At 56.9% G+C, this 23,586-nt stretch carries 25 protein-coding genes and 1 pseudogene; 10 read left to right on the plus strand and 16 right to left on the minus strand.

The window, feature by feature from the left end:
- Position 1: 1 nt before the first annotated feature.
- The 3 genes from AC1MDT_RS08025 to AC1MDT_RS08035 form a co-directional block, all read right to left on the minus strand.
- Positions 2–901, minus strand: coding sequence for an ABC transporter permease (locus tag AC1MDT_RS08025; protein ID WP_480421511.1), 900 nt, complete (start codon positions 899–901; stop codon positions 2–4).
- On the minus strand, positions 898–1,980 hold the full coding sequence (locus AC1MDT_RS08030; protein ID WP_480421512.1) for an ABC transporter ATP-binding protein: 1,083 nt from the start codon (positions 1,978–1,980) through the stop codon (positions 898–900). Before AC1MDT_RS08030 ends, AC1MDT_RS08025 begins: the two co-directional genes overlap by 4 nt.
- An 85-nt stretch (positions 1,981–2,065) precedes the next feature.
- Positions 2,066–3,097: an ABC transporter substrate-binding protein gene (locus AC1MDT_RS08035; protein ID WP_480421513.1), complete on the minus strand. Its 1,032-nt coding sequence runs from the start codon at positions 3,095–3,097 to the stop codon at positions 2,066–2,068.
- Positions 3,098–3,394: 297 nt separating this feature from the next.
- Between AC1MDT_RS08035 and AC1MDT_RS08040 the strand changes: the two genes are divergently transcribed.
- A complete protein-coding gene (locus tag AC1MDT_RS08040; RefSeq protein WP_480421514.1) occupies positions 3,395–4,288 on the plus strand; it encodes a LysR substrate-binding domain-containing protein in 894 nt (297 codons plus the stop codon).
- Positions 4,289–4,480: 192 nt separating this feature from the next.
- Here the strand turns inward: AC1MDT_RS08040 and AC1MDT_RS08045 are convergent, their stop codons facing one another.
- Positions 4,481–5,416, minus strand: a complete 936-nt coding sequence (locus AC1MDT_RS08045) for a LysR family transcriptional regulator (RefSeq protein ID WP_480421515.1) — start codon at positions 5,414–5,416, stop codon at positions 4,481–4,483.
- Between the two features lie 116 nt (positions 5,417–5,532).
- Here AC1MDT_RS08045 and AC1MDT_RS08050 point away from each other — a divergent pair, with 116 nt between their 5' ends.
- From AC1MDT_RS08050 to AC1MDT_RS08060, 3 genes are read left to right on the plus strand one after another with little or no spacing between them, the layout of a single operon-like run.
- Entirely contained in the window at positions 5,533–5,952 is a 420-nt protein-coding gene (locus tag AC1MDT_RS08050; protein ID WP_480421516.1) for an ester cyclase, read from the plus strand.
- Between the two features lie 3 nt (positions 5,953–5,955).
- On the plus strand, positions 5,956–7,044 hold the full coding sequence (locus tag AC1MDT_RS08055; protein ID WP_480421517.1) for an SDR family oxidoreductase: 1,089 nt from the start codon (positions 5,956–5,958) through the stop codon (positions 7,042–7,044).
- 17 nt (positions 7,045–7,061) lie between these two features.
- Complete coding sequence (locus AC1MDT_RS08060) at positions 7,062–7,604, plus strand: histidine phosphatase family protein (RefSeq protein ID WP_480421518.1); 543 nt, start codon at positions 7,062–7,064, stop codon at positions 7,602–7,604.
- A 52-nt stretch (positions 7,605–7,656) separates the two neighbouring features.
- On the opposite strand, the gene AC1MDT_RS08065 is transcribed toward AC1MDT_RS08060, so the two are convergent.
- The gene (locus tag AC1MDT_RS08065) at positions 7,657–7,908 is read right to left on the minus strand and encodes a glutathione S-transferase N-terminal domain-containing protein (protein WP_480421519.1); all 252 of its coding nucleotides are present in this window, start codon (positions 7,906–7,908) and stop codon (positions 7,657–7,659) included.
- A 425-nt stretch (positions 7,909–8,333) separates the two neighbouring features.
- On the opposite strand from AC1MDT_RS08065, the gene AC1MDT_RS08070 reads away from it, so the two are divergent.
- The 3 genes and pseudogenes from AC1MDT_RS08070 to AC1MDT_RS08080 all read left to right on the plus strand — a co-directional run bounded on the left by AC1MDT_RS08070 (position 8,334) and on the right by AC1MDT_RS08080 (position 10,407).
- Positions 8,334–8,711: a c-type cytochrome gene (locus AC1MDT_RS08070; protein WP_480421520.1), complete on the plus strand. Its 378-nt coding sequence runs from the start codon at positions 8,334–8,336 to the stop codon at positions 8,709–8,711.
- A gap of 336 nt (positions 8,712–9,047) precedes the next feature.
- Positions 9,048–9,344 (plus strand): annotated as a pseudogene (locus AC1MDT_RS08075) (DinB family protein); the annotation flags it as partial.
- A 628-nt stretch (positions 9,345–9,972) separates the two neighbouring features.
- The gene (locus AC1MDT_RS08080) at positions 9,973–10,407 is read left to right on the plus strand and encodes a DUF2721 domain-containing protein (RefSeq protein ID WP_480421521.1); all 435 of its coding nucleotides are present in this window, start codon (positions 9,973–9,975) and stop codon (positions 10,405–10,407) included.
- Positions 10,408–10,710: 303 nt separating this feature from the next.
- On the opposite strand, the gene AC1MDT_RS08085 is transcribed toward AC1MDT_RS08080, so the two are convergent.
- Complete coding sequence (locus tag AC1MDT_RS08085) at positions 10,711–11,610, minus strand: LysR family transcriptional regulator (RefSeq protein WP_480421522.1); 900 nt, start codon at positions 11,608–11,610, stop codon at positions 10,711–10,713.
- A 167-nt stretch (positions 11,611–11,777) separates the two neighbouring features.
- On the opposite strand from AC1MDT_RS08085, the gene AC1MDT_RS08090 reads away from it, so the two are divergent.
- The 3 genes from AC1MDT_RS08090 to AC1MDT_RS08100 are packed head-to-tail and all read left to right on the plus strand — an operon-like array spanning position 11,778 to position 13,703.
- Positions 11,778–12,620 carry a DODA-type extradiol aromatic ring-opening family dioxygenase gene (locus AC1MDT_RS08090; protein WP_480421523.1) on the plus strand — a complete coding sequence of 281 codons (843 nt, stop codon included), beginning with the start codon at positions 11,778–11,780 and terminating at the stop codon, positions 12,618–12,620.
- Positions 12,613–13,284, plus strand: a complete 672-nt coding sequence (locus AC1MDT_RS08095; protein WP_480421524.1) for an alpha/beta hydrolase — start codon at positions 12,613–12,615, stop codon at positions 13,282–13,284. Before AC1MDT_RS08090 ends, AC1MDT_RS08095 begins: the two co-directional genes overlap by 8 nt.
- Before the next feature lie 17 nt (positions 13,285–13,301).
- Positions 13,302–13,703 (plus strand): DoxX family protein, encoded by a 402-nt coding sequence (locus AC1MDT_RS08100; protein WP_480421525.1) that lies wholly within the window; start codon positions 13,302–13,304, stop codon positions 13,701–13,703.
- Between the two features lie 116 nt (positions 13,704–13,819).
- Here AC1MDT_RS08100 and AC1MDT_RS08105 read toward each other — a convergent pair whose 3' ends face one another.
- The 10 genes from AC1MDT_RS08105 to AC1MDT_RS08150 form a co-directional block, all read right to left on the minus strand.
- Positions 13,820–14,530 (minus strand): GntR family transcriptional regulator, encoded by a 711-nt coding sequence (locus tag AC1MDT_RS08105; protein ID WP_480421526.1) that lies wholly within the window; start codon positions 14,528–14,530, stop codon positions 13,820–13,822.
- A gap of 71 nt (positions 14,531–14,601) precedes the next feature.
- The gene (locus AC1MDT_RS08110; RefSeq protein ID WP_480421527.1) at positions 14,602–15,624 is read right to left on the minus strand and encodes a proline racemase family protein; all 1,023 of its coding nucleotides are present in this window, start codon (positions 15,622–15,624) and stop codon (positions 14,602–14,604) included.
- Between the two features lie 11 nt (positions 15,625–15,635).
- On the minus strand, positions 15,636–17,117 hold the full coding sequence (locus tag AC1MDT_RS08115; RefSeq protein WP_480421528.1) for an aldehyde dehydrogenase family protein: 1,482 nt from the start codon (positions 17,115–17,117) through the stop codon (positions 15,636–15,638).
- Entirely contained in the window at positions 17,114–18,412 is a 1,299-nt protein-coding gene (locus AC1MDT_RS08120) for an NAD(P)/FAD-dependent oxidoreductase (RefSeq protein WP_480421529.1), read from the minus strand. Before AC1MDT_RS08120 ends, AC1MDT_RS08115 begins: the two co-directional genes overlap by 4 nt.
- A complete protein-coding gene (locus AC1MDT_RS08125) occupies positions 18,409–19,452 on the minus strand; it encodes a 4-hydroxyproline epimerase (protein ID WP_480421530.1) in 1,044 nt (347 codons plus the stop codon). The genes AC1MDT_RS08120 and AC1MDT_RS08125 overlap by 4 nt, the downstream gene beginning before the upstream one ends.
- 59 nt (positions 19,453–19,511) lie before the next feature.
- The gene (locus tag AC1MDT_RS08130; protein WP_480421531.1) at positions 19,512–20,393 is read right to left on the minus strand and encodes a dihydrodipicolinate synthase family protein; all 882 of its coding nucleotides are present in this window, start codon (positions 20,391–20,393) and stop codon (positions 19,512–19,514) included.
- Between the two features lie 37 nt (positions 20,394–20,430).
- Entirely contained in the window at positions 20,431–21,096 is a 666-nt protein-coding gene (locus tag AC1MDT_RS08135; protein WP_480421532.1) for an amino acid ABC transporter permease, read from the minus strand.
- A gap of 10 nt (positions 21,097–21,106) precedes the next feature.
- Positions 21,107–21,778 carry an amino acid ABC transporter permease gene (locus AC1MDT_RS08140; RefSeq protein ID WP_414908260.1) on the minus strand — a complete coding sequence of 224 codons (672 nt, stop codon included), beginning with the start codon at positions 21,776–21,778 and terminating at the stop codon, positions 21,107–21,109.
- Positions 21,779–21,789: 11 nt separating this feature from the next.
- A complete protein-coding gene (locus AC1MDT_RS08145) occupies positions 21,790–22,611 on the minus strand; it encodes an amino acid ABC transporter ATP-binding protein (RefSeq protein ID WP_480421533.1) in 822 nt (273 codons plus the stop codon).
- 52 nt (positions 22,612–22,663) lie between these two features.
- Positions 22,664–23,506, minus strand: coding sequence for a transporter substrate-binding domain-containing protein (locus tag AC1MDT_RS08150; protein ID WP_480421534.1), 843 nt, complete (start codon positions 23,504–23,506; stop codon positions 22,664–22,666).
- Positions 23,507–23,586 lie beyond the last annotated feature (80 nt).

The following is a 23,586-nucleotide window of genomic DNA, read 5'->3' on the forward strand; positions in this document are numbered from 1 at the left end:
CTCAGCGCCCCAGTCGTCGTTGGATTCTGCGTTCAACCAGCTTGCCGTACACGCCGATTACCAGCAGATTGAGCAGCAGCAACAGGACAGCGATGGTCGCGCCGACAGGCCAGTTCAAGGTATTGAGAAATTCATCGTATGCAGCGGTGGCTGCGACTTTCAGGCGCCGGCCACCGATCAGCGCGGGGGTGGCAAAGGCACTTGCGCTGAGGGCGAACGTCATCAGGCTACCGGACAGCACGCCGGGTAAAACTTGCGGCAAGACGATCCGCCGCCAGACCGTCATCTGCCCAGCCCCCAGGCTAAGCGCAGCATCACAGCTTTGCGGGTCAATGCCTTGCAACGAGGTCCATACCGACAAAATCACCAGTGGCACCAGCGCGTGGATCAAGACGATGACCACAGCCCAAAACGAGAACAGCATCTGCGCGTTGCCGTCGATAAGACCCAGCCACACGAGGGTGGTGGAAACGACCCCGTTCTGACTCAGCAGGATTGACCAGCCCAAGGTTCTGACGACCGCCGAGATCAGTAACGGTGCCAGGGTCATGATCAAAAAGAACGCACGCCAGCGCGGTCGCATCCGAAAAATGATGTACGCCTCCGGCACGCCGAATAGCACGGCCCCCACCGTTACCGCCAACGCCAGACCCAGGGTCCGCAGAAAGATGGTTTGGTAATAAGGATCGAACAGCACCAGGGCGTAGTTGTGCCAGGAACGCGTCTCAAGCATGGCGCTGGTTTCAACATTGAAACCATGCAGGCTCAGTTCGCCCGTCATCAGCATCGGAATGGCCAGCAGCGCGATGAACAACAGGCTGGCTGGCAGCAAGAGCAGCAATGCTCTGCCGCTGAATTCGAAGGCGCGTCGCCGGGGGATCAACACAGTCGCCAGACTCATCGCGCCACCCCGGAATGTGATGTCGTCAGATCACTATTGGACCTCATGTGGCGCAGGGCCGAAGGTTCCCACGACAAACCAACCTGGGCGCCGGGCAACACGGCCACCTGACCTCGATTGGCCCGCATGACTTGCAGAACCCCCAGCTCGGTCATGACCGTGAGCAGCCAGCAATTCCCCTTGAACACGCAACCCACCACCTTTCCGTAAAGGATGGCGGCAGGGCCTTCAACAAAATCGATACGCTCAGGCCGCAACGAGAAGGTTGCGCGACCACATGGCAGCTCGGCGTCCAGAACCAGGCTGCCGGCACCGCAGACGAACTGTCGCTGACCGTCACGCAGCACTATTTCGCCGTCCAGCAGATTGGCACGGCCAATGAAATCAGCGGCGAAGTGCGATCCCGGATCGTCGTACAAATGGTTGGGCTTATCGAAGCGCACGATTCGACCACGGTCCAGCAGCGCAACCCGGTCACTCATGGCCAGGGCTTCGTCCTGATCATGGGTGACCATTATCGTCGTGGTGCCCACTTGGCGCTGGATGCTGCGTAACTCGGTTTGCATGTCGTGACGCAGTTTGGCGTCCAGGTTGGATAACGGCTCATCGAGCAACAGCAGCGGCGGCTTGATGATCAGTGCCCGGGCCAGTGCGACCCGCTGCCGCTGTCCGCCGGACAGGTCGCGAGGAAACTTGTCGCCGTGGGCTCCCAGTTGCACCAGCTCCAGCGATTGACTCACCTGACGCATTCGCTCGGCGCGTGCCACGCCACGCATCTGTAGACCAAATTCAATATTTTCCCGAACCGTCATGTGCACAAACAACGCGTAGCTTTGAAACACCATCCCCAAGCCACGCTGTGCTGGCGGCCGACCCAACAACGATTTGCCTTGTAAACGGATATCTCCATGGCTGGGGTCGATGAAGCCGGCGATCATTTGCAATGTCGTGGTCTTGCCACACCCCGAAGGCCCCAGCAGCGAAATAAACTCACCCTGCTCGATGCTCAGATTGACCCCATGCAGGACCGTCACGTCCCCATACGCCTTGCTCAGGCCTTCGATACTCAAATAACTCATTTTTATTAGACTCACTATTCGCTTGTGCGGGCGCGTGCAGGCCCAGGCAAGACGACCTTCGGCCGCCCTGCCTGTGACGCAAATATCATTGCTCGATCTGGCGATTCCACTGCTGTATCCAGGTGGGGCGCATGGCGTTGACGATGTCCCAGTCAACGCTCAACATCCCCGCGACGGTCGCTTGGTCAGGCACCTTCGCCAGCACTGGGGGTGGTAGCTCGGTGTGCTTGTTGACCGGTGCCACACCCTCTTCATCGGCGAACAGTGCTTGTACTTCCGGGGTCAAGGTGTACTGAACAAACTTCTGGGCCAAAGCGTTAACGGTATCGTGCTTGACCGGACAAACACTCAAGCCGAGAGCCATCGCGCCTTCCTTGGGAGCGACGAATTTCACCGGCACGCCTTGGTTGCGCAGTGATTGGGTGCGACCTGCACCCCAGGCGCCGATCCAGAGGCTGTCGTTCTGGAACAGCTCGGAAATTTTGCCCGGTGATGGATCGAAGGACAGAACGTTAGGGGCCACGCTGGCTTTTATCGAAGCGAAACCCGGCTCGATGTTCTGCTCACTGCCGCCATTGAGACGCGCAAACATCACCAGGCTTTCAATCCCGTAGCCGTTAGTGACGCTGGGAAACTGCACGTGCCCCTTGTACAAAGGGTTGGCCAAATCTTTCCAGGACGTGGGCGGTGCCCAGCCCTTGGCGGCAAAGACCCGCTCGTTATAGACAATGCCCGTGCCGTCGAGACCGATCGTTACGGCCTTGTTGCTTTTGAAATGAGCAGCGTCGTACAGGTCTTTGTATACGGGGGCATCGTTCAACGCTTCGCAATAATCCAGCTGCGCGGCCTGGGACATGGGACCGTCATCCAGAAACGCCACGTCCAGCGTCTGCTTACCTTTCTGAGCTTGCATACGAGCCATCGTGGTGGTCGTGTCGCCCGGAACCAGTATCACTTTGCTGCCGGTCGTCTTCTCGAAAGGCGGCACAATTTGCTCTTTAAGCAATTGCTCGAAAGAGCCGCCGAAAACAGCGACGTAAAGCGTGGGTTGCTCGGCTTGTGCGTGACTGGCAAACAGCGAGGCCGCGATGAGTGCGGGGGCAAACCTTCTGATCATGTTGACTCCTGATATGAGTACCACTGTCGATGCCCGCACCTTCCGGGCAGCCCCAGTGTCTGCAATTGATATCAGGGGGTCCAATCACAATTAACACATAATCAATGTCTAAATGTTATGGTTTTTTTCAGTGCCATCGAGCCCAAATAATTTGCTTAAACGCTTATTCCACCTAAGTAAAAAGCTATTATCTGCGTCGAGTCCTGCGTTAACCGATGAGTTCCGTCTCAAAATAAGCATACTCACGGCAAAATTTTATTAAAACAAATGTCAAAATATAATGAGTAGAAAATCGCTATGAAAAACAGGCAGCTAGAGGCGTTTCGCGCGGTCATGATCAGGCACTCGGTCACCAGCGCAGCGGAGATGATGAGCGTGACTCAACCCGCGGTTACCCGGCTGATTGCTGATCTGGAAGAGGATGTCGGGTTCAAGCTCTTCGTACGAGAAAAGGCCCGTCTGTTTCCGACCTCCGATGCCGAACTGCTGTATCGGGAAGTGGAGCGCTCGTTTGTCGGCGTCGAACGGATTGCCCATGCCGCGCGCCAAATACGCTCACTGAACAAGGGCGCACTGACCGTATGCTGCGCCCCTGCCCTGGCCGCAGGATTATTGCCCGCCTGGATCTCGGAATTCATGGCTCTGCATGAAGGGGTTACGGTGATATTCACCATCCATGGAACCAAAACCGTGAGTGAAATGGTGGCCAACGAACAATGTGACGTCGGCTTCGTGACCTATACAACCTGGCAACCCGGCGTAAAGCTCGAGCGGCTATTCACCGCCCCCATGCGTTGCATTCTGCCGATCGGCCACCGACTGGCAGACCATGCCCATATCACTCCGGAGGACTTGGCCGGTGAGCCTTTCATCTCCTTTCCTCAAGAACTGGATACCCGACGCATTATTGATGAACTGTTTGCGAGGTATCAGGTGGAGCGCCGACTGAGCATTGAAAGCCAGCTATCAACGGTCATCGCTTCCTTTGTCAGTTTCGGCGCCGGCGTTTCCATCATCGATCCTGCGGTGGCCGATACGCTGGGCGACAAAGTTCTAGTGCGTCCATTCATGCCTGAGATTGACTTCGAATATGGAATTGCTACTTCTGAGCGCTTAGTGGCCTCACGTTTGACTCAGGCATTTTTGGAGTTTGTAAAGGAGAAGGTCATCGCCATGTCGCATCCAGGCTGAGTGGCATGGGTTTTCCGATGACCAACCCGACCGGTAGCATCTGTAGGACTCTTGGCAGGACTAGCCCTTTTGACAGGCAGCTATCGGCCCAGAGTGTGTAAAAACACATTCAGCGCCAACAAACGTCTGTGGATTCAACCGGTCATGGTTTCATTGGTAACTTCGTTAGCTGATGTCTTGACTGAACCAATCTCAAATATTATGGCTAGCGCCCCCATCCTCCCATTTCGGGTTGCCCCCCAAGAGGTAACCTTCCGCATTTGCTATGGAAAGGGCTTCGAGCAGCACCTGCTCCAGGATGGCAAAAAAACATTTGATGTGAGCTTGTTTCAATGCCTGAGGCCGGGTCACCAGATAGACTTCCATATCTGGAAGTTGGAGATCCGGGAACAACTCGATCAGGTCCTTTGCCAGAATACGGGGCAGCACGGCCACACCCATTCCTCGCCTCACCGATTCGAGCTGAACCGCGAACGAGTTCATGCTGATCTGCGCGCGTTCCAGGCCCGCAGCCTTTGCCGCACGCATTTGCGGCAACATGTCCAACGGAGGAAGCAAGGCAATATTGACCGCAGTGGCCGGGGTCACCCCTGGAAACCGCTTCAGATAACTTGCATCAGCGAAGACACCGTAGGCGAGCCGGCCTATGGGTCGATAAATCAGCGACGGCTCACCCAGATGAGCTGTACGTACAGCAATGTCTGCCACGCCGCGGACGATCTTGTGAAAGTCGGCTGTTACCATCAGCTCCACCGAGCAACGCGGGTGCAGAGAAGTGAAGCGACTCGCGGCCTCCAGCACACAAGACGAGAACCCCTCTCCTGCACTGACCAGGACACTGCCAAATAGCCCTGTGTGTAGCTCGGATAAGCCAGCAGCGGTTTGACGCCTCAAGCCAGCCTCCGCAGCCAGGGCAACTTCCACGAGGGATTGGCCCCGCGAGGTCAACCAGCATCCTTCAACGCCCCGCTCGACGAGTGGCTCGCCCAGTGCGACCTCAAGTTGGGTCAGGCGGCGGGACACGGTAGACGCCGCGATACCCAGCAACTGGCCAGCTTGAAGGAAGCTGCCACGCCGCGAGACTGCCAACAGCAGACGAAGATCGTCCCAATTTGCTTGCAACGCCATGCGTCCTGTCCTCCCTGGTCTGCATATGTGCAAATCCATTATGCAGTAGTCGCTGTTTTTCGGGAGATGCCTCAAAGGTATATCTACAGGCCCTCGAAACGAATGGAATGGATTGTATGACTACTGGCCCCGACGACTATGCGGAACTCGCCTCAAGAGCCTTCAATCACCGTGATGTGGAGGCGATGCTTGCGTTGGTTTGCGAAGACTTCATCTACCTCGATGGCATGGGGATTCAAACCGGTCGCGAAGCCATGCGCAAACGAGAGAACGCATTGTTCGAAGCGCTCCCCGATGCCCAAGTGATCTTCAGCCCATTCGCCGTCGGTAACGATCGTTTGGCGCTGACAGCCGTCCTGACCGGCACCTTCGCCGCACCCTTGGTGCTGCCAGGCCGGGTGATTCCACCTCTTGGACGCCATATTACCGTGCACTACGCCGCACACTTCACCTTCAGAGACGGACTGGCCATCCGTGAAGAGGCCTTCTTCGACAGTGCGGTGCTGATGCCGTTAGCCTATCCGGCTGAGGGTTGAGCCATGCACAGCGCATTCGTTACTGGCGCAACCGGCTTGTTGGGCAACAACCTGGTGCGTGAATTGGTCGCTCGTGGCTACGCGGTCAAAGCCCTGGTCCGTTCAAGAGCCAAAGGTGAACAGCAGTTCAACAATTTGCCGGGTGTGGAACTGGTCGTTGGGGACATGGCCGATGTCGACGCATTCGCAGCGTCGCTGCAAGGCTGCGATACAGTGTTTCACACCGCGGCGTTTTTTCGCGACAACTACAAGGGCGGCAGCCACTGGAAGGAACTCGAAAAGATCAATGTCAACGGTACGCGGGACCTGATTCACCAGGCCTACCGCGCCGGTATACGACGGTTCATCCATACGTCTTCCATTGCCGTGCTCGACGGCGCACCTGGCACATCCATCGATGAGACATGTCTGCGGGCCGACGCCGATGCGGATGACTACTACCGAAGCAAGATCCTCGCCGACCGTGTCGTCTTGTCGTTCCTGGAACTCCATCCCGAGATGCATGCCTGCATGGTCCTGCCTGGCTGGATGTGGGGCCCTGCCGACATTGGCCCGACCTCCTCGGGACAGTTGGTTAACGATGTCGTGCACGGCAAATTACCCGGACTGATCCCCGGTAGCTTCTCCGTTGTTGATGCCCGCGATGTAGCATCAGCGCAGATTGCCGCTGCCAAACATGGGCGGCGAGGTGAGCGCTATCTCGCGGCGGGCCGGCATATGACAATGCGTGAGCTGGTGCCTATTCTTGGACGTATAGCGGGCGTCAAGACACCCGTTCGACAACTACCGCTCCCCTTTCTATTCACCTTGGCGGCTGTGCAGGAGATTTATGCGCGTCTGACCAGCAAGCCCATTCTGCTGAGCATGGCCACGTTGCGCCTGTTGGTACGAGAGAAGGACCGCACCTGTTTCAACCACCGCAAGAGTGAACAAGAGCTTGGCCTGAGTTTCCGGGCGCTAGAACTGACAATCACCGACACCGTAGCGTGGTACTGCGATCACGATTGGTTTGAGAATCAAACCTTAAATTCCCGGAACAGCACTTCTTCCACATTGACCGCACACCAGAACAAGGACGTAAACATACTGTGAGTAGGGAAATAATCCTGATGCGTCACGGCCTGCCAAAGCGGGTCGCAACCGACAAAATGTCAGCGCTCGATATGAAAGACTGGATCGAGCAATACAGCCAGTCCGAAATTACCAACCAACCCGTGCCGGATGCCAGCATGCAGCTCGCCGCAACCGCCACGGTGATTGTCTCAAGTAGCGCACCTCGTGCGCTCACCTCCGTCCAGGCTCTTGGCCTGAAGCCGGCCCTCGTCGACGCGCTTTTCTGTGAAGCGCAACTGCCTTATGGTCACTGGAATCTGCCTCGGCTATCGCCGTTTACCTGGGCATTTATCCTTCGAGTCTTATGGTTGTGCGGCTACTCACGCAGAGTCGAATCCGCCGGCAATGCGAGGATGCGCGCCAGCACAGCAGCTCGACGACTTCAGTCCCTTGCCAGCGAAGGACCGGTTCTGCTGCTCGGTCATGGCTTTATGAATCGAATGATCGCCAAACAACTGGCGGCCGATGGATGGATTTGCCAAAAACGTAACGGCAGCCAGTATTGGGGTGCGACGGTGTATCAATATAGCGGTGTTTAAAAGGTGCCATCTGGCGCGGGGTTCAAACGGGCGGGCTCTCCCGTCATAGGCGTCAATGAGCAAATTCACCAAAATTTTCAGTGTGCAGATACTGCACGATCGCCGGGCCTTCCCGAAGCCTGGCTCCATCTGTCAATTCAAGGATCGGCACATAGCCGAGAGGATTTACATCGTAATAGTCGACGTTACCGTCCACCGTGTGCTCCCGGTGATCTACCTTGAGCAGCGTGACATCAAGACCAAGTTCATTGATCACGATATGAGGGGAAAGGGAGCAGCTGCCAGGGATGTAGTAAAGCTTCACGAGCGATCTCCTAATAGGTCTGGTACATCACTTCCACCCAGAAAGTGATGAATGACCATCTTAGGGACAAGGTATATAAATGGAAGAAGGCACTTTTTTATCACCTAGGTACATAAAATATACCTGCAATACCCTGAGGAAAATTCCATGAGAAACAGAGTGGGAAAACCCTGATGCCGTTGAATCACGAGAGCTAGGCTCGATCAGTGCTTGGCGTACAAGCAAGCAATGTCCGCAAAGGGTCGATTTCGCTCAGTCGTAACAGGCAGAAATCGGCCAGAAGCGGTCACTGGGATGCGCCTAGAGAACGAGTTGATTCAATGGGCATCAGAAATGACTGTGTTTGCCGACACGATGGCTGATATCTTTCCCGCGCGCCAAATCGCATCCAATCAATGCTGATCCCATCAAGGAAGATAAAAACAATGAAAATATTATTCATCGCTTCGCTAGGGATTTTATCGCTAATTCAAACATTACTATCCTTCGCTGATAACATTAATGGAAAAAATCTATATTTACAGCGATGCACCATGTGCCACGGGATAGATCTCAAAGCAACAGGACCATTGGCTAACAAAAGCAATCCTCCTACACCTGATCTAACAACATCCGCTTTCAAAAAACGATTAAATGATTATCCGGGCGTGATTGTATCATCGATAATACTTCGTCCAAATGGAGACTTGATTCCAAAAACCTTGCGAGAAAATGGTGTAAAGCTATCGCCGTACTCATGGAGTATTAAAGATCTGCGCGATTTGAATCAATACATGGGGGGTGTGATTTCAAAAAATCGATGATTTTTGAGATGAGAGGCAGGCACAGAAATCTAAAAGCGATTTCAGGTTTGAGGGCTTGTGGGGCAATGCCGGTGAGCCAATCGACCTCTCGCGTGCAAATCGCTAATGAACAATCTCGGAATACAAGCTCGGGCGGCTCTTCGCATCCAGCAGCAGTCGGCTGCGGTCGTGACAGGCAAGTAACGGCCAAATGAAGACATTTGCCGAGCCAAATGCAAGCACCCAGCAAGAACGGTCCCTCACCCTGTTGCCCCCGAAACAACAAAGCCCAACACTAGACCGGGTTTCAAGATGAGCGAGGATTGCTTATCAAGTATTCATTAAGGGATGTGCATGATGAACCGAACCAGTCATATCCGCCTGATGGCGACCTATAACGAGTGGATGAACGCAAAGATTTTTGAGGCAGCCAGATGCCTGCCAGATGAAGAACTCTCAGTGGATAGGAAAGCATTCTTTGGTTCAATTCTCGGGACGTTGAACCACCTGGTGGCCGGCGACACTGTCTGGCTAAAGCGATTCGCCAAGCACCCAGCGAACTACTTGGCTCTGGGACCGATTCGGCAGCTTCCTGCCCTCAAAAGCCTCGACCAGTTGCTGTTCTCGAATATTCGAACACTTTCGGCACATCGAGTACGGTTTCTGACTGACTGCCCTGCCAATTTTGTTTACCAAGAGGCGATCAAGGGGGGGTAGTAGGGGCGATGGATGTCCGCTTTGGGTTGTGGATTTCGGTCATCACAGGCAGCAAGTGGCCAAAAGCGGTCCTCGAGCTGTAGAAGATCTCCCTGGGTCATACGATCAATGAGACGAGCATTATCATGCCCATTGTGGAAGCCTCCAGCTCGATCCGGAGCGCATGGGATTGGGTTCTGAAATCTTCTATCAATATCATTGCATGAGCCCCGGGCGGGTATTACCGCCATTGAAAAGCAGCTGTTCCTCAGGCGGCGGAGTACAGACATTGCGAAAGTTTCATATCACCTGACGGTCGGTCATATTTATTTTCCTCAGTGTCACAGAATAAAACGCTTGCTCACTGTGGAAAGTCTCCTGAGCTGCTCTACGCTCTACGACAGGGCGCTCCGACCAACTTGCAGGCCTAGCCTGACGTTGGTTCCCTGTTATCAGCAAAACTCGGCCCCCAAGACTGTACTGAGCCCCCTAGCTGATAACAGGATGCGCCCCACCTTTTGACCGCGAATTATGTCAAATGGAGAATTGCAAATACTCGACCTATTACTATTAGGTGGTCCCTAAATTGAACGAATTCATTCCTGACGCTGTGCGGTTGTCGCACATCTTTTCACAAGCAACAGCCCCGACGTTTTTCCTCGGTGCAATAGCTGCGTTCGTTTCGTTAATGACTTCGAGGTTATCAGCTGTCATCGACCGTACACGGGTACTCAATGCGATCCCCGAAGACGACCCGAGGCGTGCGCATCTCAGGGCTGATCTGGATAGATTGAGGCGGCGGGCTAACTTATTGAACGCTGGCATCCTGTCTTCTCTGCGCGGCGGACTTTGCGCCACCCTGCTGCTCGCTATCATCTTTTTAACTGAGTTCATGGGCTTCAAGTACGCCTATGGTGCCGGCCTTCTTTTCATAGTCGCCACATGCTTCCTCGGTGCGGGTCTGTTTCGCTTCGCCCAAGAAGCTAAAATCAGTGTCAGTGCGGCGGATGAACACCTTTGACCGATTCAAATTTTTGATGTCCGGAGCCCCCGAGGCACTACCTCCTGACGCGACGAATCTCCCCTGACTTCGGGGCATCTCTGATAGTCCGCTTCACGCCCTGAGGAAGTCAGTCAACCTAAATCGAGGTTCTTCAGGAGCGGTGAACCGCGCGTCCTCAAGGCATTCAAATAGGTGGACATCAGTTCTGCCTTCGCTGCGTATCATTCTATAAATGCACATCGAGGCGCTCGTCCATACCACAGAGCGTCTCGCGCAGGTATTGTGGATAGGCGCTGAGTCAGACTCCATTCGCGCCCCCCTCTACTGTTCCCATTGTGGGTGGGCAAATCGCTCAGCCAGAAAATTGATCAGCACCCGGACCTTGGTCGCCAGGTGCTTGCGGGTGGGATAGACCACGTAGATGCCCAGTTCGACCGACTGATATTCAGGCAGGATTTCCACCAGCCCCCCTGTCCGCAAATCCTCGGCCACCATGAAGCTGGGCTGCAAGGCAATACCGCCTCCCGCCAAGGCAATACTGCGGCAGGTATCGCCATTGTTGCAGCGAACGATCGAGCGGGTGCGCACACTTTCGCTGCCGTCAGGCCCCTGAAACTGCCATTCATTGCCGCTGGCGAAGTTGGTGTAGGCAATCACTCCGTGTTCTGTCAGGTCAGACAAAGTGCGCACTTGAGGGTGGCTCGCCAGATAATCGGGTGAAGCGCACAGGCACATCCGCGTGCCCGCCAGACGGCGCCCGATCAGGGAAGAGCTTTCCATGCGCGCAATACGAACAGCGGCATCGAAGCCCTCCTCTACAAGATCCACCAGTCGGTCGTTCAAGCTGATATCCAACTCGACGTTGGGGTAGGCCTTCATGAAGTCGCCCCATAGCGGCGCCAAGTGCAGCACGCCGAAACTGACCGGCGCATTCACCCTTAAAACGCCACTGGGTTCCGGTGCGGTGGACGATACGGCTTCCTCGGCCTGATCCATGAGCGCCAGGACTTCACGCGCCTGGTGGTAAAACTGGCGCCCCTCCTCCGTCAATGAAAGCCGTCGGGTCGTGCGGTGCAGAAGCCGCGCACCGAGTCGTTCTTCAAGGCCGCTCACATAGCGCGAGATGGCCGCCTTGGACATTCCAAGGGGCTCGGCTGCACCGACAAAACTGCCTTTATCAACCACGGTACAGAAGACCTGCATCTCCAACGCTCTGTCCATCATTGTCTCAGTAAGTGGAACGGTTAGTCGCATTTGGCCTTATTTATCTCAATATCTCAATCTATAAACTGAGCCCATCGAAACGCACGTCAAAGCAACTGAGGTCACTATGAAAATTACAGTAGTGGGTATCTGGCTTAACAAGTAATCAGTGAGGAGCATTCACTATGAACACTTCGTTCCCCCTGTTGTTTGTGTCGCATGGTGCGCCGATGTTTGCCATCGAGCCTGGCCTGGCGGGTCAACGTCTGGCCGAGCTCGGTCGCGAACTGCCGCGCCCGGACGCCATCGTCATCCTCTCCCCGCATTGGATGACGCGTGGCGAAGTCAGCGTTACGGCGAGCACCGCCCTTGAAACCATTCACGATTTCGGTGGTTTTCCCGACGCGTTGTACCAGTTGCGCTACCCCGCACCGGGCGCACCGGCCCTAGCCGCTCATATCGTAGACCTGTTGCAGAACGCGGGATGGAAGTCCCGGCTTGATGCCCGCCGAGGTCTGGACCACGGCGCCTGGGTGCCTCTGCTGTATCTGGCCCCTGAGGCCGACATACCCGTCGTTCAGGTATCGATGCCTGCCGGCCTCGATACCCATCAGGCCTGGAAATTGGGCCAGGCCCTCAAGCCATTGCGGGAGATGAATGTGCTGATCGTGGCTTCCGGAAGCCTGACCCATAACTTGTATGAGTTTCGGGGGGCTGCCAGCCATGGGGCTGACTACGTGAAAGAGTTTGCTGCCTGGACAGCTCAAACCCTGCAGGCGGGCAACACCGATTTCCTGCTGGATTATAAACAGCACGCCCCTTCAGCAGAACGTGCCCACCCTACTGATGAGCATTTTTTACCGCTGCTCATCGCCCTTGGCGCGGCCGGCGAACACTACCAGACCCGGGTCCTGGAAGGCGGCGTGAGCTACGGCGTACTGGCGATGGACAGCTACCTGTTTTCTTCGACCAACCCTGTTGGTTTCGACTCCACTCAACCCAGCCAAGGCGTTACTGATCATGCGTGACACCTCATTTTCCGAAGCCGTTCGCGAGCCGCAAACGGGCCTGTTTTTCCGCAAAGGGGGCAGAACGTCGACCCCCAAGGGCCGCCTGCTTCTGCTGCATGGCGTCGGTTCAAACGAAGCGAATCTCGTGTCATTGGCCGCTTCGCTACCCGAGGAGCTGGAAGTGATTCTGCTGCGCGGGCCGCTGCAGGTTGGCCCCCAAGGCTTCGCCTGGTATCAGGTGAGCTTCACCGGCAACGGCCCTTCGTTCAATCAAGTGCAGGCAGAATCCAGCCGCAAATTGTTACACCACTTCATCGAAGCGCTGCCCAAGCTGCCGACCGTGATTGCCGGCTTCAGCCAGGGCGGCATCATGAGCGCGAGCCTTGGGGTGACCGAGCCCGAGCTGGTTGCCGGTTTCGCGATATTGAGCGGCCGGATGCTGCGCGAACTTGATTTTCGGATCGCTTCAGCCGATCGGCTCAAGTCTGTCAGCGCGTTTATTGCCCATGGTCATCAGGACAACGTTCTACCCGTGACGTGGGCGAAAGAAGCGGACGACTGGTTGAGTCGAATCGGCGTCGCACACGAAACGCATTTCTACGACATGGGCCACGAGATCGTCGCTGAAGAACTGGCGGATTTCTCGCAATGGCTGACCCACACGCTGTCACTCTCCAAATAAACAAAAGGAACTGCACCATGATCGACATACGTACCGCTCCATACGCTGCCTTCGCTATGCGCCTGGCCCTCGGCCTCATGTTCATTGCCCACGGCCTGACCAAAGTCCTGGTATTCACCCCGGCAGGTACCGCTGGCTTTTTTGAATCCATCGGTTTTCCTGGCTTTCTGGCGTACCCGGTCATGGCCTTTGAAGTGATCGGCGGTTTAATGCTGGTGATGGGGGTCTACGCACGATGGGTGGCCGCGCTGGCGGTGGTCCAGCTGTTCGTTGCCGCGACCGTCCACTTCGGCAATGGCTGGAGCTTCACCAACGCCCATGGCGGCTGGGAATATCCTGTCTACCTGTCCGTGACGGCGCTGGTCGTAGCGTTGTTGGGTGACGGTGCCTTTGCGGCAAAGGCATCCAGCAAAGCGTAAGTCACTGCAGATTCAAAGCCTGCCGACGCTCTGGGAGCCGCCAGCGCGTTGGCAGTTTGCGTTTGGGCAAACCGAATGAGATGCCCTGGTTACCCCGAGAACGTCTATTCCCAACCTCAAACAACAGACATCCGTTCCGTAAGGTTTTGCTGCAAGTAAGCTAGAAAACGGCGCTGAAACAGCATCGTATGTTCATGCGCCGCGTGCTCGGCTTCATCAGGCTTGCGGGCCGCGATGGCATTCACCATTTCATCGTGGTCTCGACCTAATCGAGTTGAGGGGCTGGCTGCGCTGATGATGTAGTCAAAGTGCAAATGCAGCAGGCGCTGGCCCTCACCCAACAGCTTTTCGTAGTAACTGATGAAGTACGGATTTTTCCCGGCTTCGGCGATGGCCATGTGAAAGGCCTTGTTCGTTTCGGACATCGCCTGGAAGTCCCCGGTACTGACCGCCTCCAGATAGGCCGCATCGGCCTCGCGTATACGAACCAAATCGTCATCGGTGTGCTGCAGGGCCGCAAGCCTGGTCACCGCGCGCTGAATCAAATCCAGGGCAGAAATATAGTTTGGAAACGCTTCGATTTCGAAAGGCGTCACCAACAGCGTGCGGTTAGGCAGAATAGTGACCAGACCTTCGCTGATCAAACGGGCAAGCGCATCACGCACCGGGGAGCGGGAAAGACCGAATTGGGCGGCCAGGGACACCTCATCCAGCGACGTGCCTGGCTTAAGCTTCAGTGTCAGAATCTGCTTGCGCAACTCTTCATAGATATAGCGACCGCCATGGCGTTTCGCACCACTAGCGATCTCAGTCGGTTCTTTGCTCATAAGGTCATGCTCTCAGCAGTGCCGGCCAGTCATCTGTCCAGCGTGCAACTTTAACACCTGCCTTGGGCGAGTTAGAAACCCTCACCCCAGGTATCACTCAGCATGAAACCGGCGGCCAACGGGTCGTCGGGATCGACGCCGATCTGATGCAGGCCGTAAATCCAGGCGCGCCCGGTGATTCTCGGTAGCACCGCCGGTTTACCGCCCACTTCTGTCAGCCCCAGCAGCTCGACCTGAAACTCACCGCCAATGGTGGAACGAGAGGTGAGCTTGTCACCCACCTCGACCAGGCCTCGCAGGCTCAAGGCCGCCAGATTGGCGGAGCTGCCCGTCCCGCAAGGCGAACGGTCAACCCGCCCGGGAGGCAGCGTGGTGCAGGTCTGATAGGTGTTCTTATCCAGACGGTTGCGGAACATCACATAAGCCACTTCGTTGAGCTCTTTGAACAGCGGGTGACTCACCTTGACTTGCTGGTTGATCAGCCCTTTCAGGCGAACACCCTGGGTCGCCAATTCACGGGCGTTTTCCGGGGCGATGGTCAAACCGACCTGATCAACGTCCACCAGCGCGTAATACACACCGCCGAACGCAATATCAGCCTTGATTACGCCGAACTCAGGTGTCTGGATCGGGGCATCCAGCTGTTCGACAAAGGACGGCACCATATCCAGCGAGACACTCTGGCAGCGCCCGTCCTCGCATACCGCACGGGCGGTCACCAAACCGGCAGGCGTATCCAGCACAACCGTGGTAACGGGCTCCACCATCGGCAGCATGCCGAGTTCCAGCAACGCGGTCACCACGCAGATGCAGTTGCTCCCGGACATGGGATGAGCCTTGTCCGCCTGCAGCACGATGAAACCCGCTTGGGCTTCAGGCCGGGTCGGTGGCAATAGCAGGTTCACCGACATTTGCAGGCAACCGCGCGGCTCAAGAATCACCAGCCGTCGAAGACTGTCATCGACTTCGTTGATGTAGTTCATCTTGTCGAGCATGGTCTTGCCGGGAATATCAATGACACCGCCGGTGATGACCTTGCCGATCTCCCCCTCGCAGTGCACATCAGCCATTTGCAGCGTTTTTTTCCAGCGCATAGCGGGCTCCTTTACTTGATGTACCAGCCCCACGGCTGCTCGCTGTCATAGCGAGTGATCTGCTTGGTTTCCAGGTAATTGTTCAATCCCCACTCCCCCAGCTCACGCCCGATGCCGCTTTGTTTGTAACCACCCCAAGGGGCTTCGGTAAAGGTCGGTTGCGAGCAATTGATCCAGACAATACCCGCCCGCAGACGACGAGCGACACGCTCGGCCCGCTCCAGATCCCGCGACATCACAGCAGCGGCGAGGCCAAAGCGTGAGTCATTGGCACTGCGCAGCGCTTCAGACTCATCGTCGAAGGGACGAACACACACCACCGGGCCAAAAATTTCTTCTTTCCAGATCCAGCTGTCCTCCGGCACATCGGCAAAGATCGCCGGCGTCAGAAAGTAGCCTTTCTCACAGTTCGCCGGGCGAGTCCCACCGGTGAGCAGCGTTGCGCCCTCCTCTCGCCCGCGTGCGATGGCTTCCAGGATTTTGTCATACTGACCGCGACTGACCAGAGGCCCGAGCAATACACCCTCGTTCATCCCGTTACCGATGCTCAGGCTTTGAGTCTGCGCCACCAGACGCTTGAGCAACGGTTCATACAGCGCCCGCTGAACAAGCACCCGGGAGGTTGCCGAACACACCTGGCCCTGATTCCAGAAAATCCCGAACATGATCCACTCGACAGCCGCTTCGAGGTCACTGTCATCGAAGATGATAAAGGGCGACTTGCCGCCCAGTTCCAGACTGATGTTTTTGATATCGCGAGCGGCTGCTTGCATGATCCGGGTGCCGGTCGGAACGCTGCCGGTAAAGGCCAGTTTGTCGATGCCTGGATGTTCGCTCAGCGGCGCGCCGGCCTCAGGCCCCAGGCCGGTCACGACATTGAGCACACCGGCAGGCAAGCCCGCCTGATGGGCAATGTCTGCCAGTTCGAGGGCGGTCAGCGGGGTCAGCTCCGACGGTTTGAGCACCATGCAGCAACCCGCGGCCAAGGCCGGTGCCACCTTCCAGGCGGCCATCAACATTGGGAAGTTCCAGGGAATGATGGCCCCCGCGACCCCCATCGGCTCCTTGCGTGCGATCGACGTGAAGCGTTCATCCGCGAGTGAAATGCGCTGTTCACGGTGACCGTCCAGGTCGTCTGCCAAATCGGCGTAAAAATCGAAACAACCCGCCGTATCACCAATGTCCCAAAGGGCTTCGGGTAATGGTTTGCCGTTGTCACGCACCTCAAGCTCAGCGAGTGTGTCCTGACGTGCGCGAATACCGGTGGCGATGGCCCGCAGAATCGTCGCACGTTCGGCTCCGCTCATTTGCGGCCACGGGCCTTCATCGAAGGCACGGCGCGCGGCTTTTACCGCCAGGTCGACATCCTCCGCCGTTGCTGCAGCGACCTGAGTGATGACCGACTCAGTGTTGGGGTCGATGGTGTCAAACGTGCCACCTTTGTTCGGGCGAACCCACTGGCCGTCGATATAGAGCTGGTCATAGGATTTCATGCGTGGTCTCCAAAAAGGGCAAAGCGCCTGGCGCTAAAAGGGGTCAAGTCCTGGGCGGGGGTGCGACCGGCCACCATGTCGGCAATGAGTCGCCCGGTCGTCGCGCCCAAGGTCAGGCCGAGCTGGCCGTGGCCGAATGCCAGGAATACGTTGGAAAAACGGCTGCTGCGGTCAATGACGGGTTTGGTGTCGGGAAGAAACGGGCGATAACCGATCCCGTACTCAATGTTGTCCAGTTGCAACTGCGGAAGGATCTTTCGGGCCTTCTCAAGAATGATGTCGGCGCGCTTGAAGTTGGGTTCGGCATTCTGGCTGGCGAACTCGATGGTTCCTCCGATCTGCAAGCCTCGGGTCATCGGGCTGAAGCCGAACCCGCCATCGGCATAGATCACCGAGTGCCGAAGCTCCACCCCTGGCGTCGGCAGCAGCACTTGATAACCCGCGATCCCGGCCAAGGGAATCTGCGCGCCAATCTGCTGGAAAAACTGTCGCGAACCTGTACCTGCTGCAATCACCACATGGTCGGCAGCGTAGCGCTCACCGTTGGTCAATGTGACGCCACTGGCACGGTCGGCCACTTCATCGAGCCGTTTGACCTGGGCACGCACCCGCACGCCGCCCTGGTCGATAAAGCTTTGTGTCAGCGCCTCGATAAAGCCTTTGGTGTCGCTGACCGAGCGCCAGTCCGAAAACAGCAGGCCATGGCTGAATTTACCCGCCAGGGAAGGTTCAAGGTCGGAGATTGCAGCGTGATCGAGTACCTCGGACTTGAAGCCCAGCGCCTTGCGCAGCTCCAGGTGTGGACGTTCGTGATTCAGCCCCAAGGGCGAGTCGAACACCTCGATGATCGGCCTCTCCCCTATCAGGTTCTTGTCCGGGCAGACCTCCAGCAAGGGCGCATAGTCCTCGTAGACATGATGCGTGAGGGTCGCCATGTCCTCGGAAATCTCGACGATTTTCGAATGCCTGGCACACGCCAGAAACCGCAGGAACCACGGTAAGATGCCGGGCAACGCGCCGGGTCTTAGCGCCAGAGGGCCTTTTTGGTCGAGCAGCCAACCGGGTATTTTTTTCAGAATGCCGGGCTTGGACAGCGGGATGACTTCGCTGACCGCCATCTGTCCGCAACTCCACTTGGCGGTGCTGTCACCCGCCGCTGCGGGGTCGATCAAGGTCACCGCATAACCTTCTCGTTGCAGATAAAGGGCACAACAGACGCCAACGATTCCCCCGCCGACCACGACGGCCTTTTCACGCAAGAAAGGTGCTTGTGCAACGGACTGCAGAGGTGTCATAGCGAATTCTCTTGCGCCGAGGCCGCAGCGGCAAAATCTTCCAGACTGAAGCCATCCCACCAGGGTTGGGTATCGTCGACAATAAACTCCGCGCTTCCGGTGATCCACGCCCGTCCTTCAATGCTGGGGCGAATCGCAGAACGGCCATCTTCCAATTGAAGCTGCTGCGCCACACGCCCCACGAAAAAACTGCCAATCAGGCTTTCATGGCGATAGGCGCCGTTTTCGGCAAGCCAGCCACGGGCAAATCGCTGAGCGACCCGGGCCGAACTGCCGGTGCCACACGGGGAACGATCGATGAGGCTGTCCCCTGCAATAACCACCGCCCGCCCCTGGGACTCGGCCGATAATGGCGCGCCTGTCCACATGCAGTGTTTGACACCTTTGATCGCCGGGTTTTCTGGATGGACTACGTCCACCGATTGGTTGACCAGATCCTGCATCTGCCGCCCCCAGTCCAGCAGCTGCTGCGGGCTGAAATGTTCACAACCCGGGTAATTGGGTTGCACGTCGACAATCGGATAAAAATTGCCACCGTAAGCAATATCAACCTTCAACGGCCCCAATGGCGCAAAGTCGATGATCAAATCACGGTGCAGCAAGAATGACGGGACATTGGTGAAACACACCGAACTGACCTTGTCACCGCTGCGGGTGTAGGTGGCGTGAATCTGACCCGCTGGAACATCCACCACCACCGTACCTGGAATTTTCGGTTCGATCAGGCCGGCCTCCAGTGCGAAGGTAATGGAACCCAAGGTGGCATGCCCGCACATCGGCAGGCAGCCGGAGGTCTCGATGAACAGCAGACTGAAGTCACTGTCGGCCCGCATCGGCGGATAGAAAATCGTGCCCGACATGTGCGAATGGCCGCGAGGTTCGAGCATCAAGGCGCGGCGAATCCAGTCGAACCTGGCCATGAAATGTTCGCGTCGTTCACTCATGGTCGCGCCTTCAAGCTCCGGCGCTCCGGCGACTACCATACGCACGGGCATCCCCTCGGTATGGCCTTCGATGCAGTTGAATACGTGTCGGGTCATCTCATATCACTCCGTAGAGCCGCACCGGTCGGGCGTCGCCACCGATGCGGCAGTCGCCATTAACCCTGAGCCAGTTCGAAAGCTTTGCGGAAGCTGGCTTTCTCTTCGGTGGTCAGGGGTTGCAACGGCATCCGTGCCTTGCCGGCGTCGAAGCCTGCCAACTCACAGCCGTATTTGACCTTCTGAATGAACTTGCCGGATTCCATATCCGCCAATACCGGAAACAGCGAGCGGACAATGGACTGGGCGCCAGACAAGTCGCCGCTGCTGTAGCGGGTGTAGAAGTCGCAGACCTGCTGGGTCAGGCAATTGGCCGGGCCGCAGATCCAGCTGGTCGCGCCCCACAGGAAGAAGTCCAGTGCCTGGTCATCGGAGCCGCAGGACAATTGGTAGTGATCCTTGTAGGTGCCGCCGATTTCGATGGCACGCAGCAGGTTGCCGCTGCTTTCCTTGATGCCGATCACGCGCTTGTTGTCCTTGAACGCATCCAGCACGCCAAAACCGACTTCAACGTTGGTGCGTATCGGGTAGTTGTACAACACCACATTGATATCGGGTGCCGCATCGAGGATGGCCTGATAGTGACCGATCAGCTCGTCCTGGGATGGCAGCGCGTAATACGGCGGAGCGATCAGCAGATTGGTGTAGCCCGCGTCACGGGTCTGCTTCACCTGCTCAATGACCTCACGGGTGCAGGAACCGTTGGCACCGGCAATCAGCACACCACGGTCACCCACCACTTCGCGCACTGTGGCCAATACCTGGCGCCGCTCTTCATTGGTCAGTGCGTAATATTCACCGGTGGAGCCCAGCGGCACGAAGCCTTTGACGCCGGCCTTGAGTTGAAACTCGATAATGTTGGAGAGCATGTCGTAATCGACATTGCCGCTCTTGTCGAAAGGCGTGACCAGGGCAGGCAGGATGCCTTTGAGTTGAGTCATTGAAGACACTCCACTGAGTTGGATGACAGGGTTGGGGTTAGTACGCATAGCGGCGCAGCATCCGCGTCTCGATCACGCTGACCAGACGGGTCAACGGGAACGCGACGAGGAAGTAGATGACAGCCACCGCCGAGAGAAACTCGACCGGGCGGGCTGTACTGTTGGAGATGTTCTGGCCCACGAACATCAGGTCGGCGATACCCACCGAAGAAATCAGTGCGCTCTCCTTGAACAGCGAAACCACATTGGAGAGCAGCGGAGGAATGCCCCTGAGCAAGGCTTGGGGAAATACGACGAAGATCGTTTTATTCCACGATGCCAGCCCTAATGCGACGCACGCGTCATGCTGTTCGCCGGGAATCGATTTCAGGGCGCCACGGAAGGTCTCGCTGGTGATGGCGGTCATGTACAGGGTCAGGGCCAGCAACACCGAAACGTAAGGTGGGACATCGATGCCGAACACCACCGGGAAGCAGAAGAACACCCAGAACAACTGAATCAACAGCGGCGTGCCGCGAAACAGCTCCACATAAAGCCCGGCAGGTACGCTCAGCCAGCGACTACGGGACGATCGCAACAGGCTCAACAAGAAGCCGAACAAACTGCCGAGGATGGCGCACCCCACGGTGAACGCCAGGGTCAGGGCCAACCCCTGCAACAAGGCGTGCCAGTAGGAGAACACCACGGTGAAATCAAGATTCATGACAGTCTCCTCAGCGCGCGAGCGCAGCGTCCTGACGACGCTCCAGCCACTGCACCAGCTGGGCGATGGGCAGCGACAGGGCGAAGTAGATAAGTGCGATCAGCGAGTAGGTTTCCAGCGGGCGGTAGGCTTCAGTGGCGATGCTTTTGCCGACATACATCAAATCCCCTACGGCGACGATCGCCACCAGTGCGCTCTGTTGAAGGATCGAGATGCCGTTGGTCATCAACACCGGTATGGCACTGCGCAGCGCCTGCGGAAGAATCACGTAGAGCGTGCGCTGCCAGGGGCGCAGACCTAATGCAACGCAGGCATCCAAGTGTTCACGCGGTACGGCCTGCACGCCGGCCCGGTAGGCTTCGGCGTTGAACGCGGTGAGGTTCAGGCCCAGGGCGAGCACGCCCATGGTGATCGGGTCGATGAACACGTCAAACAGCATTGGCACGCAATAGAAGAACCAGACGATTTGCAGCAGCACCGGCGTACAACGAAAGAACTCAATGAACAGCTGTGCCGGCCAGCGCAAGAAAAACCAGCGGCTCAGGGTCAGCAGACACAGGCCAAAGCCCAGCACCAGACCGACAATATTCGACACCAGCGCCAGCTGCAGGGTGACTTTCAGGCCATCCCACAACAGACCGAAATTGCCGTTAAGGAAGTTGAAGTCAAATTGATAATTCATGATCGCCGTCCTCAGTCCAGGTGCAGCACTTTTTCCAGAAACTCGCGGGTGCGGGGTTCCTTGGGGTGCGTGAACAGCTGATCGGGATGGCCTTGTTCGACCACTTTGCCGTTGGCGCAAAACACCACGCGAGTCGCGATATGACGGGCGAAGTGCATGTCGTGGGTGACGATGATCATCGCCATCTTCTGCTCGGCCAATTGCAGCATCACGTTCTGCACCTCGATGACCATCTCGGGATCGAGCGCGGAGGTGACCTCATCGAACAGCATCAACTTGGGCTCGAGCATCAGCGCCCGGGCAATTGCCACACGCTGTTTCTGGCCGCCGGATAACTGACTGGGGTAAACATTGAGCTTGCTCTCCAGCCCCAGCCGAGCCAGTAACTGTCGAGCCTTTTCAATCGCCTGAGCCCTGGACAGGCCATGCACTTTCATCGGCGCCAGAATCAGGTTGCCCAGCACTGACAGGTGCGGAAACAAGGTGTAATGCTGGAAGACCATGCCCACCTGGGTTTGCAGCGAGCAGTCCATTGGCTTGCCTTTGCCTCGAGCATTGCCATCGATGTAGGGCTTGCCCTGAAAGCGGATGGTGCCGCCCTGAATGCTCTCGAGTCCCATCATGACCCGAAGCAACGAGCTTTTACCGCTACCGCTCGGGCCAATGATGACCAAGCGATCATCGGCCCGCATATCCAGATCCAGGTGATCCATCACCACCAGGTTTTCACCGTAGGATTTATAGACGTCGCGCAGTTGAATGAACTCACTGCTCTTCGTTTCATAGGCGTGCTGAGCCCGCGGCGGTACCGCCGCTAGATTGGAAGCTTTCATCGAACATTCTCCGAGAGCGCGCAGCCCGCTGCGCGCCCGGCATCAGCGGGGTTTACTGAGGGGTTTTGTCGGCGTTGGCGAGTTGCGAGGCTTTATCGACCAAAGCGTCGATTTCACCGGTTTCGCGCCGCTGGGAGAGATAGATGTTCAGCGTCTGCAAGTCCGCGGCACTGACATCCCGGCGGACACCGAACGCGACACCCTGCTTGGCCAGCGCGGGTTTGGGCAGTATTTCCTTCGACCAACCCGGGTTGGCCACGGCAAACAGATGGTTGGTGTCACTGGCATCCACCAGGACATCGGCACGCTTGGACATGACCGCCAGACGCACTTCGTCCATGCCTGGCAGGCGCATGATCTTGCCTTGCTTGACGACCGACGAAATGGCCTTGTCCTGAGCGGTGCCGGACATCACCGCGAAGGTCACGTCCGGCTTGTCGAAGTCGGCGATGGAGTTGCCGACACTCGTCAGTTTCGGGTTGTCCTTGTTGATCAGCAACGAGACTTGGTAGTCAGTCGCCGGCACTGAAAAACTCACAGCCAGCGCGCGTTCCGGGGTCTGGTTCAGGGCCATGGCCATATCCCACTTGCCACCCTGTAGCCCTGCCACGAGGTTGTCCCAGTTGGTGTCGACGAATTCGACTTTCACCTTCAGCACTCTTTCGCCGAAGTCGCGGCACAGATCCACGAAGTAGCCACTGTATTCACCCGAACGGGCATCACGCATGACGTAAGGCGCAGCCACGGCTGCCCCACACTTTAGAACCCCCGCTTTCTGAATGTCTTTCCAGAGTGAAACATCAGACGCCTGGGCTGGAACCTGAGCGAGCAATGCGCCGATGGCGCCAGCACAAACGAGCATGTTGCGGATGGTGCGAGGAAGAAACTGAGCCATTTTGACCTCTCCGATGATTTCGTTCTTGTAGGCAGGAAGGTACAAATTCAACAACCATGTGCGCCGACATGTGTGCAGCG

Source organism: Pseudomonas sp. ASL7, from assembly GCF_056680375.1.

Excerpts from the sequence above, each read along its gene's own strand:
- AC1MDT_RS08100 (WP_480421525.1), top strand. The coding sequence starts at position 13,302 with ATGATCGACATACGTACCGCTCCATACGCTGCCTTCGCTATGCGCCTG.
- AC1MDT_RS08030 (WP_480421512.1), bottom strand. The coding sequence starts at position 1,980 with ATGAGTTATTTGAGTATCGAAGGCCTGAGCAAGGCGTATGGGGACGTG.
- AC1MDT_RS08095 (WP_480421524.1), top strand. The coding sequence starts at position 12,613 with ATGCGTGACACCTCATTTTCCGAAGCCGTTCGCGAGCCGCAAACGGGC.
- AC1MDT_RS08070 (WP_480421520.1), top strand. The coding sequence starts at position 8,334 with ATGAAAATATTATTCATCGCTTCGCTAGGGATTTTATCGCTAATTCAA.
- AC1MDT_RS08125 (WP_480421530.1), bottom strand. The coding sequence starts at position 19,452 with ATGACCCGACACGTATTCAACTGCATCGAAGGCCATACCGAGGGGATG.
- AC1MDT_RS08045 (WP_480421515.1), bottom strand. The coding sequence starts at position 5,416 with ATGGCGTTGCAAGCAAATTGGGACGATCTTCGTCTGCTGTTGGCAGTC.
- AC1MDT_RS08135 (WP_480421532.1), bottom strand. The coding sequence starts at position 21,096 with ATGAATCTTGATTTCACCGTGGTGTTCTCCTACTGGCACGCCTTGTTG.
- AC1MDT_RS08145 (WP_480421533.1), bottom strand. The coding sequence starts at position 22,611 with ATGAAAGCTTCCAATCTAGCGGCGGTACCGCCGCGGGCTCAGCACGCC.
- AC1MDT_RS08120 (WP_480421529.1), bottom strand. The coding sequence starts at position 18,412 with ATGACACCTCTGCAGTCCGTTGCACAAGCACCTTTCTTGCGTGAAAAG.
- AC1MDT_RS08040 (WP_480421514.1), top strand. The coding sequence starts at position 3,395 with ATGAAAAACAGGCAGCTAGAGGCGTTTCGCGCGGTCATGATCAGGCAC.
- AC1MDT_RS08050 (WP_480421516.1), top strand. The coding sequence starts at position 5,533 with ATGACTACTGGCCCCGACGACTATGCGGAACTCGCCTCAAGAGCCTTC.
- AC1MDT_RS08130 (WP_480421531.1), bottom strand. The coding sequence starts at position 20,393 with ATGACTCAACTCAAAGGCATCCTGCCTGCCCTGGTCACGCCTTTCGAC.
- AC1MDT_RS08055 (WP_480421517.1), top strand. The coding sequence starts at position 5,956 with ATGCACAGCGCATTCGTTACTGGCGCAACCGGCTTGTTGGGCAACAAC.
- AC1MDT_RS08150 (WP_480421534.1), bottom strand. The coding sequence starts at position 23,506 with ATGGCTCAGTTTCTTCCTCGCACCATCCGCAACATGCTCGTTTGTGCT.
- AC1MDT_RS08110 (WP_480421527.1), bottom strand. The coding sequence starts at position 15,624 with ATGCGCTGGAAAAAAACGCTGCAAATGGCTGATGTGCACTGCGAGGGG.
- AC1MDT_RS08025 (WP_480421511.1), bottom strand. The coding sequence starts at position 901 with ATGAGTCTGGCGACTGTGTTGATCCCCCGGCGACGCGCCTTCGAATTC.
- AC1MDT_RS08090 (WP_480421523.1), top strand. The coding sequence starts at position 11,778 with ATGAACACTTCGTTCCCCCTGTTGTTTGTGTCGCATGGTGCGCCGATG.
- AC1MDT_RS08035 (WP_480421513.1), bottom strand. The coding sequence starts at position 3,097 with ATGATCAGAAGGTTTGCCCCCGCACTCATCGCGGCCTCGCTGTTTGCC.
- AC1MDT_RS08060 (WP_480421518.1), top strand. The coding sequence starts at position 7,062 with ATGCGTCACGGCCTGCCAAAGCGGGTCGCAACCGACAAAATGTCAGCG.
- AC1MDT_RS08140 (WP_414908260.1), bottom strand. The coding sequence starts at position 21,778 with ATGAATTATCAATTTGACTTCAACTTCCTTAACGGCAATTTCGGTCTG.
- AC1MDT_RS08105 (WP_480421526.1), bottom strand. The coding sequence starts at position 14,530 with ATGAGCAAAGAACCGACTGAGATCGCTAGTGGTGCGAAACGCCATGGC.
- AC1MDT_RS08115 (WP_480421528.1), bottom strand. The coding sequence starts at position 17,117 with ATGAAATCCTATGACCAGCTCTATATCGACGGCCAGTGGGTTCGCCCG.
- AC1MDT_RS08085 (WP_480421522.1), bottom strand. The coding sequence starts at position 11,610 with ATGGACAGAGCGTTGGAGATGCAGGTCTTCTGTACCGTGGTTGATAAA.